The 14,712-nt window shown below is 38.4% G+C and carries 13 protein-coding genes; 8 read left to right on the top strand and 5 right to left on the bottom strand.

Annotated elements, in window-relative coordinates; genetic code table 11:
• Nucleotides 1–38: 38 nt before the first annotated feature.
• Entirely contained in the window at nucleotides 39–593 is a 555-nt protein-coding gene (locus R2H34_RS11160; protein ID WP_042892535.1) for a cytochrome b, read from the bottom strand.
• Between the two features lie 213 nt (nucleotides 594–806).
• Between R2H34_RS11160 and R2H34_RS11155 the strand changes: the two genes are divergently transcribed.
• The 3 genes from R2H34_RS11155 (at nucleotide 807) to rnhB (ending at nucleotide 2,320) form a co-directional block, all read left to right on the top strand.
• Nucleotides 807–1,184: a hypothetical protein gene (locus R2H34_RS11155; RefSeq protein ID WP_004955128.1), complete on the top strand. Its 378-nt coding sequence runs from the start codon at nucleotides 807–809 to the stop codon at nucleotides 1,182–1,184.
• Between the two features lie 139 nt (nucleotides 1,185–1,323).
• The gene (locus tag R2H34_RS11150; protein WP_227556711.1) at nucleotides 1,324–1,626 is read left to right on the top strand and encodes a hypothetical protein; all 303 of its coding nucleotides are present in this window, start codon (nucleotides 1,324–1,326) and stop codon (nucleotides 1,624–1,626) included.
• 127 nt (nucleotides 1,627–1,753) lie between these two features.
• Nucleotides 1,754–2,320, top strand: a complete 567-nt coding sequence (gene rnhB, locus R2H34_RS11145) for a ribonuclease HII (protein ID WP_004962936.1) — start codon at nucleotides 1,754–1,756, stop codon at nucleotides 2,318–2,320.
• An 80-nt stretch (nucleotides 2,321–2,400) separates the two neighbouring features.
• Here the strand turns inward: rnhB and csrA are convergent, their stop codons facing one another.
• The 3 genes from csrA to alaS form a co-directional block, all read right to left on the bottom strand.
• Nucleotides 2,401–2,664: a carbon storage regulator CsrA gene (csrA, locus tag R2H34_RS11140; protein ID WP_004912217.1), complete on the bottom strand. Its 264-nt coding sequence runs from the start codon at nucleotides 2,662–2,664 to the stop codon at nucleotides 2,401–2,403.
• Between the two features lie 240 nt (nucleotides 2,665–2,904).
• A complete protein-coding gene (locus tag R2H34_RS11135) occupies nucleotides 2,905–4,185 on the bottom strand; it encodes an aspartate kinase (protein WP_004955120.1) in 1,281 nt (426 codons plus the stop codon).
• Nucleotides 4,186–4,248: 63 nt separating this feature from the next.
• Nucleotides 4,249–6,897 (bottom strand): alanine--tRNA ligase, encoded by a 2,649-nt coding sequence (alaS, locus tag R2H34_RS11130; RefSeq protein ID WP_171425400.1) that lies wholly within the window; start codon nucleotides 6,895–6,897, stop codon nucleotides 4,249–4,251.
• A gap of 261 nt (nucleotides 6,898–7,158) precedes the next feature.
• Between alaS and R2H34_RS11125 the strand changes: the two genes are divergently transcribed.
• The 4 genes from R2H34_RS11125 to R2H34_RS11110 all read left to right on the top strand — a co-directional run bounded on the left by R2H34_RS11125 (nucleotide 7,159) and on the right by R2H34_RS11110 (nucleotide 11,488).
• Nucleotides 7,159–8,178 (top strand): type I glyceraldehyde-3-phosphate dehydrogenase, encoded by a 1,020-nt coding sequence (locus tag R2H34_RS11125; protein WP_004962928.1) that lies wholly within the window; start codon nucleotides 7,159–7,161, stop codon nucleotides 8,176–8,178.
• 38 nt (nucleotides 8,179–8,216) lie between these two features.
• On the top strand, nucleotides 8,217–8,531 hold the full coding sequence (locus R2H34_RS11120) for a hypothetical protein (protein ID WP_087540449.1): 315 nt from the start codon (nucleotides 8,217–8,219) through the stop codon (nucleotides 8,529–8,531).
• 415 nt (nucleotides 8,532–8,946) lie between these two features.
• Nucleotides 8,947–10,113 (top strand): ATP phosphoribosyltransferase regulatory subunit, encoded by a 1,167-nt coding sequence (locus R2H34_RS11115; RefSeq protein ID WP_087540451.1) that lies wholly within the window; start codon nucleotides 8,947–8,949, stop codon nucleotides 10,111–10,113.
• 55 nt (nucleotides 10,114–10,168) lie between these two features.
• On the top strand, nucleotides 10,169–11,488 hold the full coding sequence (locus R2H34_RS11110) for an adenylosuccinate synthase (RefSeq protein ID WP_004912203.1): 1,320 nt from the start codon (nucleotides 10,169–10,171) through the stop codon (nucleotides 11,486–11,488).
• Between the two features lie 371 nt (nucleotides 11,489–11,859).
• Here R2H34_RS11110 and R2H34_RS11105 read toward each other — a convergent pair whose 3' ends face one another.
• A complete protein-coding gene (locus R2H34_RS11105; protein WP_004912201.1) occupies nucleotides 11,860–12,867 on the bottom strand; it encodes a helix-turn-helix transcriptional regulator in 1,008 nt (335 codons plus the stop codon).
• 212 nt (nucleotides 12,868–13,079) lie between these two features.
• Here R2H34_RS11105 and R2H34_RS11100 point away from each other — a divergent pair, with 212 nt between their 5' ends.
• Entirely contained in the window at nucleotides 13,080–14,630 is a 1,551-nt protein-coding gene (locus tag R2H34_RS11100; RefSeq protein ID WP_125297981.1) for a circularly permuted type 2 ATP-grasp protein, read from the top strand.
• Nucleotides 14,631–14,712 lie beyond the last annotated feature (82 nt).

Here is a 14,712-nt window from a genome sequence, read left to right as displayed (position 1 = left end):
TAAAAAAACCGCGATAAGCGGTTTTTTTATATCAATTTTTATTTGGGTTGTCTTAGCATGCTGAGCAATACATTATCTTTGTCGATGAGATGATGTTTAATCGCTGCGAGAATATGACCTGCAATGAGTAAGCCCGCAAACCACGATATATAAATGTGTAGGGGTTTAACGATTGCTAATAAATCTGGATTGTCTTGAACTAGACGAGGAATTTCAAATAAGTATAAAACAGGGGCAGGGTGACCAGCGCTCCAACTGAATAAACAGCCTGTAATGGGTAGGGCTAATAACATTAAATATAATAAGAAATGACCAATATGTGCCAAGGTTTTCATCATTGGTGACATGGTATTTGGTAGTTGTGGGGCTGGATGGGTATAACGCCAAAAAATTCTTATAACGACTAAAAAGATAATGGTTGTTGCAATATTCTTATGAAGTGTAATAACAGTGCCTTTAAACGTTCCATCAACTTCATAACTTAAAAAATTTCCACTGTAAAATCCAATAAGCCATGCAACGATAAAAATAGCGGCCATGAGCCAATGTAATACTTGTGCTGTGCGAGTGTAGTACTGTGCTGAGGTTGACATCGCAACATCCTAGCTGTGATATGATTTTGTAGATTTTAAATAGCGTTATTTATTCCTCATACGGTGTATATGTAACAGAGCGTCTTGTCCTTGCAACGATTATTAATCGAACTCGTTATGTTTAAATATGTAATAAGTCGGTAGTTACAATTGCTTAATAAAATGCTTTGTGCAAAATACGACTGCAAATAAGTCGCTATAAGGTTAAAAGTTGTGAAAAAATTATTGTTGGCTCTGCCAGTATTATTTGTTTTAAATGGATGTGTTGCGCCAAATACAAATACTTCTACAACACCATCTACATCTCAACAGTTAGGTGTAACGGCATTAAAGGTTGCGGTTAATGCTAAATGTATGAGTGAAATCAATACATTACCTGCATGGAAAACAGCAACACGTTTGATGACCACTGAACAGCGTGAAAATATTCAGATGGATGTTTGTGGGTGTGTAAGTGAAAAAGCGCCCAATAGTGTAACGACTTTGGAGTTGGCTACAGCTGCAATTGATCCAACTGCAAGAGCAACGATCGTGAATCAAGTGGTTGCTGAAACTGTTAATGCCTGCGTGTCTGAAGCATTAAAGAAATAGAAATAAAAGTAAGAAATTAGACAAAGCTGGATGATTTTCAGCTTTGTTTCTTAGAAGATATTCTTATAATTTCAAATCATTTTTAGTTTCTTAGAGTGCTAGATTAATCATGATATTATTCAACTAAAATGATAGTTACATGTATAAGAATAAATTTGTTTTGGCAATTTCAATGGTCTTTGCTTTGGCGGCTTGTACTACTGTGCAAAGTGGCGAGCAAAGTAATTTAAAATTAGGAACATCTGCAATTCAGTTTGCTGCACAGACTAAGTGTAATCATGATATTGATGATTTTGCAGCTTGGAAAATTGCAAGTAAATTAATGACAAAGACCCAGAAGAAAGAGAAGAAAACCCAAATTTGTAAATGCGTTGGCAAAAATGCATCTACTGTTTTATCACCTTCAGAATTGGCACTTGCTGCAGTGGATTCTAAAGCGTGAACAGCTTTAACAGGTGTAGCAGTAGCTAAAACTATGAATGCTTGTGTATCAGAAGTGGTAAAATAGTTCTGTATTCAATTGACTTTGATTGGCTGCTAAAATGCAGCCAATTTTTTGCGAGTAAATTATGTTTGTTGCTGGTGTAGATGAAGCAGGGCGCGGTCCTCTAGTGGGTTCAGTTGTTGCAGCTGCGGTGATCCTAGATCCTAATAATCCAATCGAAGGATTAAATGATTCTAAGAAATTAACTGAAAAGAAACGCGAAAAGTTGTTTATAGAGATTAAAGAAAAGGCATTAGCTTGGTCGATTGCTGAAGCGACACACACTGAAATTGATGAAATGAATATTTTGCAAGCCACATTTCTTGCAATGCGCCGTGCGGTCGAAAATTTAAAAACCACGCCACATAAAGTAATTGTAGATGGTAATCAAATTCCAAAAGGGATTGAGATTGCATGTGAAGCAATTGTGGGAGGTGATGCGACTCATGCTGAGATTAGTGCAGCCAGTATTTTAGCTAAAGTTACACGTGATCATCAAATGAAGACCTTAGATGAATTATATCCTGATTATGGGTTCGCAAAGCACAAAGGTTATCCTACAAAAGCGCATTTTGAAGCTATTACAGCACACGGCGTGATTGATCAACATCGTCGTAGTTACGCGCCTGTAAAAAAAGCTTTAGGTTTATAATTTCTTATAAATTGAGGTTTTAAATACAATTAAAGCGACCATCTTGTGTCGCTTTAATTATGTGGGGAGAATTCTGAAAATTAACGATTAAAGTTATTATGTCGCGGAAAATCGCTATTATCTTCTTCATACGAAAGTTGATAATCCTGATCAAGATGTTGTAAATGCTCATGCATGGCACGTTCATGTTGGATGCGTTGGTAAATTTCCTCACGATGCACAGAAACTTCTTTTGGAGCATTAACACCAATACGCACCTGATTGCCTTTTACGCCAAGCACAGTAACACTGACTTGATCCCCAATCATTAATGTTTCTCCGACACGACGGGTCAGAATCAGCATGTTTATCTCCTTGCTAAACGCTTAAACTTGCGACAGGGAATTCATTGTTCGAAAGCACAGCCTTAATATACAGAAAATTCCAACAGAAATATGTAAAAAACATTATTTTTCGTACGTTCTGTTGAGAATCACTGAAAAACCTCAAAGGTTAATATAACAGAGCCACTGTAGTAAAAACTATAGTGGCTCTGTTTTTTTTTGCTATTTACTTGAAAGTAAATATGTTTAACAAGCTATTAATTAAGCACGTGCACTGCTTTCGCCGTGTTCACGATCTAGACCAAAAGCTGTGTGTAAACAACGTACGGCAAGTTCTAAATAGTTTTCTTCGATAAGTACAGAAATTTTGATTTCTGATGTTGAAATCATCAAAATATTAATGCTTTCATCAGCTAATGCAGTAAACATTTTGCTTGCAACACCTGCATGAGAACGCATACCCACACCTACGATTGATACTTTAACGATATCATCACGAGTAACAACTTCGCATCCTTCAATGCTGCTTGCTGTTTGCTCTAAAATCGCTTTAGCTTTAGCTAAATCATTGCGATTTACAGTGAATGTGAAATCAGTTGTACCATCTTCTTCAACGTTTTGGATAATCATATCCACTTCGATGTTGGCATTGCTGATAGGTGACAAGATTTTAGATGCAATACCTGGTTCATCAGGAACACCTAAGATCGTTAATTTTGCTTCGTCACGGTTAAATGCAATACCTGCGATGATTGGTTGTTCCATATCGTCTTCAGCCTCAGTCGTAATTAGTGTGCCTACATTTTGTTTGAATTCTTCATCGAATGCGCCGTCATCGTCATTATCAAAACTTGATAATACACGCAATGGAACTTGATATTTACCTGCGAATTCAACAGAGCGAATTTGTAAAACTTTTGAACCCAACGATGCCATTTCTAGCATTTCTTCAAAAGAAATACGATCAACCTTTTTCGCTTTAGGTGCGACACGTGGATCAGTTGTATAAACACCATCAACATCAGTGTAAATCTGACATTCATCAGCTTTTAATGCAGCTGCAATTGCAACACCAGAGGTATCAGAACCACCACGACCTAAAGTTGTGGTATTTCCTTCGGCATCAAAGCCTTGGAAACCTGCAACAACGAGAACACGACCTGCATCTAAATCTTTGGTCATGACATCAGTATCAATAGATTCAATACGCGCTTTGGTAAAAGCACTGTCCGTTTTGATACCAACTTGACGACCAGTATATGACTTAGCTTCTACACCAATTGAATTCAGTGCCATAGCTAACATGGAAATCGTTACTTGTTCACCCGTTGACACCATTTGATCTAATTCACGTGGGTCAGGGGTGTTGGTAATGGCTTTTGCAAGCGCAAGTAAGCGGTTCGTTTCACCACTCATTGCAGACACAACAACGACCACTTTGTGACCGTGATCATGCCAGCGCTTGACACGACGAGCAACATTTAAAATGCGCTCAGGAGTACCCATAGAAGTACCGCCATATTTTTGAACGATTAATGCCATAGTTGTTCCATATAAGCCATGACCCTGAGAGGCATCAGGGTCAGTTACACAAAAGTGAAGTTCTTATTGCTCAAGCCAAGCAGGCAATGCTGCAAAAACTTGGTCAAACTTCTCGTTTAGTGGCGCGCCACCTTGTGCTAAGTCAGGTTTACCACCACCTTTACCACCTAGCTCTTGAGCCAAGTGTTTGATGATGTCACCCGCTTTTAGATTTGCAGCATATTGTTTAGCGACGGACGCGATTAAACTCACTTTATCGCCTTCAACGCCAGCTAAAATAATGACTGCATCTTCCAATTTTGATTTTACGCTGTCATGCAAATTGCGTAATGACTTGGCATCTAAACCTTTTACGGTTGTGATTAATGTTTGACGACCAGCAATTTCTTTAACTTGGTCTAATAAATCAGCAGCTTGGAAACTTGCTAATTTTTGATTTAACTGTTCAATTTGTTTTTGCAAACTTGATGCAGTCTCAACAATTGCTTCAACTTTTTCTACAGTTTGGTCTTTCTGAGCTTTCAACAAACCATTAATTGTTTGGATATCGCTGTCAGCTTTTTGAACAGCTTCTAAAGCTTTAGTTCCTGTTACAGCTTCAATACGACGAACGCCAGCTGCTACACCACCTTCAGAAGTGATCTTGAATAAGCCGATATCACCTGTACGTTTAACGTGGATACCACCGCAAAGTTCGATTGAGAAGTTTTTCTCTTCGATAATTGAACCCATCGACAGAACGCGAACCTCTTCGCCATACTTCTCACCAAACAGCATCATCGCACCTTTGGCTTTAGCAGACTCGATGTCAAGCAATTCAGTTGTCACAGGAGTGTTTGCAATAACTTCAGCATTCACTAGACGTTCGATTTGTTGAAGCTGTTCAAATGTCACTGGCTGGTCGTTAGCAAAGTCGAAACGTAAAATATCGCTAGCAACCAATGAGCCTTTTTGCTGAACATGATCACCTAAGATTTGACGTAAAGCTGCATGTAGAAGGTGAGTGGCAGAGTGATTACGCGCTGTTGCAGCACGAATATCTGCTTTAACTGTTGCTTCAACATTTTGAGTTGCTTTTAAGCTACCCATCGTCACGATACCTTGATGCACAAAAGCACCACCAGATTTCTTGGTATCTTGTACTTCGAAAATACCTGTATCGTTTTTGAATATACCTGTATCGCCGATTTGACCACCGCTTTCTGCATAGAAAGGTGTTTGGTTTAAAACGATAAGCGCTTCATCGCCCTCATTGATTTCATCAACTTGAGTACCGTCTTTGTAGATTGCAACGATTTGACCTTGACCTTGAGTTGCATCGTAGCCATCAAATTGAGTTTCACCTTCGACTTTGACAATACTATTGTAGTCAACTGCGAATTTACCTGCGTCACGTGCACGTTGACGTTGTGCAGCCATTTCAACTTCAAAGCCAGCTTCGTCGATGGTAAAACCACGTTCACGTGCAATATCGGCAGTTAAGTCAGTTGGGAAGCCATAAGTGTCGTAAAGTTTAAATACAGTTGCACCTGGAATCACAGTATCTTTCAATTGTGCAAGCTCAGCTTCTAAAAGCTTCAAACCTTGTTCAAGTGTTTTTGCAAATTGTTCTTCTTCACGTAGTAAAGTCGCTTCAATCACATCTTTACGTGATGCAAGCTCTGGATAAGCTTCACCCATAACTTCGACTAATGGTTGTAGCATCTTGTAGAAGAATGTACCTGTAGCGCCTAGCTTATTACCATGACGTACTGCACGACGGATAATACGACGTAGAACATAACCACGACCTTCATTTGATGGGTTTACGCCATCAGCAATCAAGAAGCAGCAAGAACGAGCATGGTCAGCCAGTACACGTAATGATGGTTGTCCTTCATCTTGAATGCCGATGATATTTGCAGCAGCTTTTAGCAAGTGTTGGAACAAGTCGATTTCGTAGTTAGAATTAACATGTTGTAGAACAGCAGAAATACGTTCCAAGCCCATACCTGTATCTACAGATGGAGCTGGGAGAGGGTGCATCACACCATCAGCAGTACGATTGAACTGCATAAATACGTTGTTCCAGATCTCGATAAAGCGATCGCCATCTTCTTCTGGAGAACCAGGTAATCCACCCCAAATGTGATCACCATGATCATAGAAAATTTCAGAACAAGGACCACACGGACCAGTATCACCCATAGCCCAGAAATTATCTGATGCGTACTGACCACCTTTGTTGTCACCGATACGAATGATACGGCTTGCATCTAAACCAATTTCTTTGTTCCAAATATCAAATGCTTCATCATCAGTATGGTAAACAGTGACATATAAACGATCTTTAGGTAATGCTAGCCATTGCTCGTTCGTTAAAAAATCCCAAGCAAATTTTAATGCATCACGTTTGAAGTAATCACCAAATGAGAAGTTACCTAACATTTCAAAGAAAGTATGGTGACGTGCTGTGTAACCTACATTGTCTAGGTCATTATGTTTACCACCTGCACGTACACATTTTTGAGAAGAAACAGCACGTACATAGTCACGCTTTTCTAACCCAAGAAAACAGTCTTTAAACTGGTTCATACCAGCATTTGTGAATAATAAAGTAGGGTCGTTGGCGGGAACGAGTGAACTCGAAGCGACACGTGTATGCCCTTGCGATTCAAAGTAACGCAAAAATGCTTCACGAATTTCAGCTGATGTCATAAAACGAGTACTCACAACCAAGACACTCCATAATTTTGAATTTGGCTATATGTAAAATAGGCGAGTTGTTTTTGAATTTTTGCAAACAAAGCGCATTTACATGGCGTAGATTTTAAAAGTGCTAAATTATAACGGAAAATGTGTGCCCGACCAACGATTTTGCAAGCAATATCATATAAAACTGTGTTTCAGCTAAAAATCTATATTCAACAAGGCTGATCATGTTTTACCATATAGCAAGAAAATATGATGTTTTGATGAATATAAGGGCTTTGCATGCAACGTGTCGCTATCAATGGATTTGGTCGAATTGGTCGAAATGTATTACGTGCATGGTTTGAAAGCCCTAAGCAATTTCAATTTGATATTGTAGCGATTAATGATATTGCTGATGTTCAAACTTTAGTTCATCTCTTTAAATATGATACAACGCATGGTCGTTTTGCTGGTCAAGTCGATATTGAGATTGAGAACGAACAAATTTTTTTAAATATTCATTCAAATCAAAGACAATTAAGACTGCAAGTATTTAAACAGGCTCAGCCTGAACTATTGTCTTGGGCTGGTTTGGTTGTAGATGTTGTGCTCGAATGTACAGGTTTATTTCGATCGAGAGCTGATGCAACACGTCATATAGATGCAGGTGCAAAGCGAGTAATTATTGGTGCAGCACCATTTGATTCTGTTGATGCAGCTATCGTCTATGGTGTTAATCATGCTGATGTCAAACCTACTGATCAAATTATTTCTAGCGTTTCTTGTACGACACAGGCCTTAGTGCCTTTGGTCAAAATTATTGATGATGCTTTTGGCATTGATACTGCTCTCATGACCGAGATCCATGCAGTGACTGCAGATCAATCAGTTTTGGATCATGCTCATCGTGATCTACGAAGAGCCAGAGCGTCTGGACAAAATATTATTCCTACTACTTCAAGTGCTTTGGGCGCATTAAAACGCGTGATGCCAAAAATGGATGGTCGTATAGATGGGTACTCTATTCGTGTACCGACTATCAATGTTGCAGCGATAGATCTTTCATTTGTTTCACATTCACCGATCACAGTTCATAAAATTAATGAAGTTCTAAGTAAAGCTGCTAAGTTTGACTATGCTCAAATTATGCAAGTGACCGATGAAGATTTGGTATCAAGCGATTTTAATCATTCGCCATATTCATTAATTGTTGACCTGACGCAAACGATGGTCGTGGGGCATCAAGCAAAAGTTTTTGCATGGTATGATAATGAGTGGGGTTATGCGAATCGCTTATTAGATTTGTGTGAATCTTTTTAATATTTAAATAATAAAAAAACAATTTATTGGGGAATGTAATGGGCTTAATGATGGTTTGGGGATTTATTGTATTATTGCTATTCGCAGTTTTATTTTTGTTTTGGTTCTTGTTTAAAAATAATCAACCTACTGATACTGCAAAAGATATCGTTAGGCTAGAGGAAAAAGTCTTGCATTTAGAGCTGCACCTCAAAAAAGGTCTTGAAATTATGCAAGATATGGCAAAAAAAATGCATGTCCAACAAGAAGTATTAGACAAGACGATTGCGAATGTTGCTGCTTTAGAAAAGCAGAATGCTGAATTGGTGGGGGTTCTAGAAATCGTGGTAAAGGGCACAAAAGGCAAAAGCTAAGTTCATTTGTTTATTTGAGTTATTTTATAAATCTACTGCTTAGTCCAGCAGTTTCTTATTTGGGAAAATACTATAAGCATATTTTACTTTAATTGTTTAAGTAACATTCACCATCAAAAAGTAATATCTCACCAATCGAGAACAGTCCAATAGTACAGATGTTGGGCACTTCTTTTCATGGAACATAAGTGTTGTTTGTATTGATGAGTGATCTTAATGTATTGAATCTATTTGTTAAATTTAAAATAACAAGTTGGTGGCTTTCTAGTTAAATGGTAAAGAATTATTCAAATTCGAAGGTGCATCACATAAATCTTCATGCTACACTACGCTGAATCGGGCATTCACCCGATTTTTTTATGTGGTTGCTTTTTATGTGGATGCCTCCACGTTAAACAGATTTTAGGTTTGGAACATGACCATTTCAGAGACATGGTTGCTCCCTGACGGGGTGGCAGATGTATTACCCGAACAAGCGCAAGTTGTCGAAACATTGCGCCGAGAAGCTCTAGATTTCCTCGCAGTTCGAGGTTATCAATTGGTGTATACGCCATTTATTGAATACATCGAATCGTTGTCTTCACTTTCAGAATCAAATCAAGATTTAGATTTAGTTACTTTCAAAGTTATAGATCAACTTTCTGGTCGCTTGTTGGGTGTTCGTGCTGATATGACACCTCAAGTAGCGCGTATTGATGCACATGTACGACCAATTGAAGGCGTCGCTCGTTATTGCTACGCAGGCACTGTGCTTCATACTAAACCACAGAATTTCAATGCAACGCGTGCGCCTTTACAATTAGGTGCTGAGCTATATGGTCATGATAGCATCGAAGCTGATGTTGAAATGATTGATGTGATGTTGGGTCTAATTGAACAAGCGCATACTTTAGAAGGCGCTCATTTAGACTTAGGTCATGTAGGTTTATTCCGTAGCTTAGTTAAGCGCGCTGGTTTAAATAAAAATACAGAGAATCAACTTTCTGATCTTTATCAGCGTAAAGCTTTACCAGAATTAGCTGATTTTACCCAAGACTTATCAATGGGCTCTGATTTTTATGCATTAGGTCGTTACGCAAGTGATTTGGGTGCATTAAAAGCGAATCTTAGCCAAGATATTTTAAATGATGCTGACTTCAAAGCTGCATTTGAGGCTTTAGAAAGCACATTTACACAAATTCAGTCTAAATGGTCGAATTTAAACATCGGTATTGATGTGATTGAGCTTCGTAGTTATCACTATCACACTGGTTTAATGTATGCCATTTACGCACCTAATCGCGCAGCACCACTAGCTCAAGGTGGTCGTTATGATGGAATTGGTGAACACTTTGGTCGTTCACGTCCTGCGACTGGTTTTAGCTGTGATTTATATGCATTAGGATCTACTCAGTTTACTGAAATTGAAACGATAGTAGCTCCTTGTGGAAATGATCAAAATTTATTGAAAGCAATTGCAGATGCACGTCATCAAGGTATGCGTGTAGTGCAACTGTTAGGTAAAGATGATTTAAACTCTGTTCCTTATGCGACGCATCAAATGGTGTCACAGAATGGGCAATGGGTAATTGAAAAAATTTAATTGCTAAGTTTTGACTTAGTTTCCAATTTTAACAGCATGATGTAATGAGGCTATTATGGGCAAAAATGTTGTGGTACTTGGTACCCAATGGGGCGACGAAGGTAAAGGTAAAATCGTCGACCTGCTCACAGACCAAGCGGCTGCGGTAGTTCGCTATCAAGGTGGACATAACGCGGGTCATACTCTAGTGGTCGGTGGTAAAAAGACTGTATTACACCTCATTCCATCTGGTATTTTACGTGAAAACGTATTGTGCTTAATTGGTAATGGTGTTGTGCTTTCACCTGAAGCATTAATCAAAGAAATGGCGATTTTGGAAGCTGAAGGCGTACCTGTTAAAGAGCGTCTTCGTATTTCTCCAAACTGTCCATTGATTTTGCCAAATCATATTGCACTTGACCAAGCACGTGAGAAAAAGCGTGGCAATGCTAAGATTGGCACGACTGGTCGTGGTATTGGTCCTGCTTATGAAGATAAAGTTGCTCGTCGTGCTGTACGCGTAGCTGATCTTGTTCGTGGTGGTGCAGTACTTGAAGAAAAACTCAAGGAAATGCTTGAGCTTCACAACTTCCAACTTTCTCAATTTTATGGTGTTGAAGAAGTTAAGTTTGAAGATGTGATTGCACTTTGCAATGAATGGCGTGAGGTTCTTGCACCATTAGTGATCGATGTAACTAAAGTGTTACATGATTATCGTAAAGAAGGCAAAGCAATCATGTTCGAAGGTGCACAAGGTTCATTACTTGATATCGATCATGGTACTTATCCTTATGTAACTAGTTCGAACACAACTGCTGGTGGTGTGAGTTCTGGTTCGGGTATGGGTCCATTACATTTAGATTATGTACTCGGGATTACTAAAGCATACACAACACGTGTAGGTGCAGGTCCATTCCCTACAGAGTTGCACTATGATGCAGCAACAGATACAGGTGATGCAATTGGTCGTCATTTAGGTACAGTGGGTCATGAGTTTGGTGCTTCTACTGGACGTCAACGTCGTTGTGGTTGGTTTGATGCCGAGATTCTTCGCCGTTCTGTTGAAGTGAACTCTTTATCTGGTATTTGCTTAACTAAGCTAGATGTACTTGATGGCTTAGAAGAAATTAAAATCTGTGTAGGCTATGAAGATGTTGATTCAGGCTGTGCAGGTTCTTCTGACGCGATCTCATTTGAAAGCTTGAAGCCTATCTATGAAACTATGCCAGGTTGGAGCGAATCTACAGTAGGTTTAACTCAGGTTGATCAACTTCCTGCAAACGCTTTGGCATATGTTAAACGCCTTGAGCAGTTGATCGAATGTCCAATTGATATCATTTCAACTGGTCCTGATCGTGCGGAAACAATTATTTTACGTCATCCATTTTCAGCTTAAGCTGAGTGAATGATTAAAAGCTCCCTTATAGGGAGCTTTTTTATTTTAAAAGCTTTATATATTTAAAATCCCTAGCAGATAATTAGATTTTCATTGCGATCTTTCTTATTTCACAGCTTGAAAAATCTTGATTATATTGATTGTACGTTCAAACAAAGAGGGCTTTAACTATGACGAAAAAGACGATTCGCTATAATGGATACGAACTTGCGTGCCGATGTTAATTCATTATCAGCTTTTCATCGTTGGAGGGACTTATTTTGATCTGGCGGGCGAAAAAATAAGTCCTATACAATATGTATAAAAATAAAAACCTTATCTTTAAGTATAAAAATTTTAATAAGTCTAAGAGAACCAAAAGGTTCTCTTTTTTATTCATTATTTTCAATCTCTCTCACTGCATTATAAACAGCCGCAGGTTCGATATTGAGTAATTTTTTACCAAAACTTCTCAGCCACCAAACGAGTTGTGATGTAAATGGAACTGTTGCCACAACTTCTACAATATTTTCTTCTAGAGATGTAATCGTTTGATCTTTGCTAAGTTGGCTTTCATAAAAGCTTTGAGCTGTGCTTTCGCTCATTGTGAGTTTTAGCTCAATTTGTTCGGTTGGTTTGCTGTAGTCCACTCTAAAACCAAGAGCACCCGAATCAATATAGTGATCAATATCAAAGTTAACGGGATGTAGAGCACGACTTTCAAGAACAGTCGCTGCTTTAAAACGGTGCAAGGCAAATGTTTGAACTTCTGTTTTATCATTACGTGTACAAATAAGATAAATCACAGCACCTTTTTGAACCAATGCTAGGGGATTTAAGATATAGGTTTTATCTTCGCCTTGATTAATTCTGGCACGATAAACACATTCGATTTGTTTATCTTGCAACAAGCCTTCATAAATGGCTTGTTGTGCATTTTTATCGACCATTGGCGGTATTAAAGGTTGGTTCGCTGGCACGATACGAACTCGATTAATCCATTGGCGCACGTTATTTTGTGTTGAAAGACTACGTTTCGCTAAATCAAACCAAGGCGTCATCTCTTCGAGTAGACTCGGCGGTAGTAAATGGCGTAGGTGTTCTTCTACCATCATAAAAGTTACTGCTTGTGAACTAGTCATATGCGGTAAGCTTTGGATCGGTGCATCTGAACGCCAGCGCCAACCTTGTGGTACGGTTTTGTTGCTCTCAATCGGGAAGCGTTGTGCAATTTGATTTAGATCTCTTTGAATGGTGCGCAAACTTATATCAATGCCTTCGCGTTCCAATATTTCTTGTAGTTCACGTGTACCCATCCATTTACCAGTAGATAGGCGAGACAATATTTGCCATTGGCGATAAAGGCTATTTGAAGTTTCTTTTTCTTGTATGGATGACATAAGTTCTGAATTTAACTCAATGCTCTAAAGTGTACACAATAAAAAAACTCACTTGATTTAGCAAGTTCATAACACAGAGATTACGCATTTACGACTGAAACATGGCTAAGTTTAATAGAGCATATAAATCTTGGTTAAAAAATATACATATATTATAAGTGGCATTGAAATTGCTTATTAGAGATATAAATAAATGATGAGACGAGGTTTCTATGTCAGAACAAGAACACGATCTATTTATCACGACTGATTACTATGCGACGGAGCAAACAACAGCAGTAAATTTACAATCGTCTACATTTATTTCACAGCTCAAAGTTAATACAAATTTGTTTGAGCAGCTTAAATCAAAATTCTTTAATGAGATGCTGGATGATAAAAGTTTTAACGGTGAAGCTTCTAAGAAGATCGAGGAATGGTTAAGTCAGCGAAGTCTTGATGAATTAAAAAATCTAGGTGCAGCCGCTAAACAGCATTTTCTATATGAAGGGATTACGTTTAATGTTTATGGAGATCAAGAGGGCACGGAACGTACCATTCCTTTTGATTTGATTCCACGTGTTATTGAAAAAAAACAATGGGAAAAAATTTCTTCAGGCTGTGAGCAGCGTGTTAAAGCTTTGAATTACTTCTTGGATGATATTTATCACGGTCAAAATATCTTAAAAGAAGGCATTATTCCTGCGCAACAAATTATGACTCATGAAGCTTTTCAGCCTCATATGCTGAAGCACCACCTCAAAGGAAAGATATATTCACAAATTAGTGGTATCGATATTATCAGAGATGATCAGGGTGATTTTTTTGTACTAGAGGATAATTTGAGAACACCTTCAGGTGTGTCATATATGCTTGAGAGTAGAAAAATTAGTCAAAAATTGATGCCTGATTTATGTGTGAGTAATAATTTACAAGGTATCGAACACTATCCGAGTCTGTTGAAGCAAGTGCTGACGGAGAATGCTTATGTGGATCAACCTTTAATCGTGGTGTTAACACCAGGGCGTTTTAATAGTGCTTATTATGAACATGCATTTTTGGCACGGGAAATGGATGTACCCTTGGTTACGAGTCGAGACCTATTTGTTGAGAATGATAAAGTATTCGTAAAAACAATTCGTGGACGTCAACAAGTGGATGTAATTTATCGTCGTGTTGATGATGATTTCTTAGATCCTTTAGTCTTTAGACCAGATAGTACTTTGGGTGTTGCAGGATTAATGTCAGCATATTTGCAACATAATGTTGTGATTGCAAATGCACCAGGTACAGGTGTTGCTGATGATAAATCTGTTTATCCTTATGTTAGTCAAATGATTGAATATTATCTAGGTGAAAAACCAATTCTAAATAACGTACCAACATATCAATGTCGCGAAGATGATCAATTAGATTATGTATTAAATCATTTAGAAAAATTAGTGGTAAAAGAGGCCCAAGGCTCTGGTGGATATGGAATGCTGATCGGACCACAAGCAGATCAGGCACAGATAGAAGCATTTAAATTAAAGATTATGGCGACGCCACATTTATATATTGCTCAGCCTACTTTAGCGTTGTCTGTGGCGCCAACACTAACTGTCGATGGGCTAGCTGAACGACATATTGATTTACGACCATTTGTATTAAGTTCTCCTTATCGTACTGAAATAGTACCGGGAGGATTAACGCGAGTTGCGATGCAAGCAGGTTCGCTTGTTGTAAATTCCTCACAGGGTGGGGGTATTAAAGATACTTGGGTGGTAGAAACGTTACGTTCCTAATTTTCCTTCTCATTGTTCAATCGACTCACTCATTTAATTGACTTGGATGGGTGATTTGGAAATTTTAAAAATAAAGGAGGAT

This window comes from Acinetobacter sp. 16 (genome assembly GCF_033439925.1).
GTDB classification, from domain to species: Bacteria; Pseudomonadota; Gammaproteobacteria; order Pseudomonadales; family Moraxellaceae; genus Acinetobacter; species Acinetobacter junii.
Note: the sequence above shows the minus strand (reverse complement) of the source record. Positions and strands in the feature narration are given on the sequence as shown.

Bases quoted from the DNA above. Each gene is read 5' to 3' on its own strand.
- R2H34_RS11115 (WP_087540451.1), top strand. From the start codon at position 8,947: ATGACCATTTCAGAGACATGGTTGCTCCCTGACGGGGTGGCAGATGTA.
- csrA (WP_004912217.1), bottom strand. From the start codon at position 2,664: ATGCTGATTCTGACCCGTCGTGTCGGAGAAACATTAATGATTGGGGAT.
- R2H34_RS11120 (WP_087540449.1), top strand. From the start codon at position 8,217: ATGGGCTTAATGATGGTTTGGGGATTTATTGTATTATTGCTATTCGCA.
- R2H34_RS11125 (WP_004962928.1), top strand. From the start codon at position 7,159: ATGCAACGTGTCGCTATCAATGGATTTGGTCGAATTGGTCGAAATGTA.
- R2H34_RS11110 (WP_004912203.1), top strand. From the start codon at position 10,169: ATGGGCAAAAATGTTGTGGTACTTGGTACCCAATGGGGCGACGAAGGT.
- R2H34_RS11160 (WP_042892535.1), bottom strand. From the start codon at position 593: ATGTCAACCTCAGCACAGTACTACACTCGCACAGCACAAGTATTACAT.
- R2H34_RS11150 (WP_227556711.1), top strand. From the start codon at position 1,324: ATGTATAAGAATAAATTTGTTTTGGCAATTTCAATGGTCTTTGCTTTG.
- R2H34_RS11105 (WP_004912201.1), bottom strand. From the start codon at position 12,867: ATGTCATCCATACAAGAAAAAGAAACTTCAAATAGCCTTTATCGCCAA.
- R2H34_RS11135 (WP_004955120.1), bottom strand. From the start codon at position 4,185: ATGGCATTAATCGTTCAAAAATATGGCGGTACTTCTATGGGTACTCCT.
- R2H34_RS11100 (WP_125297981.1), top strand. From the start codon at position 13,080: ATGTCAGAACAAGAACACGATCTATTTATCACGACTGATTACTATGCG.
- rnhB (WP_004962936.1), top strand. From the start codon at position 1,754: ATGTTTGTTGCTGGTGTAGATGAAGCAGGGCGCGGTCCTCTAGTGGGT.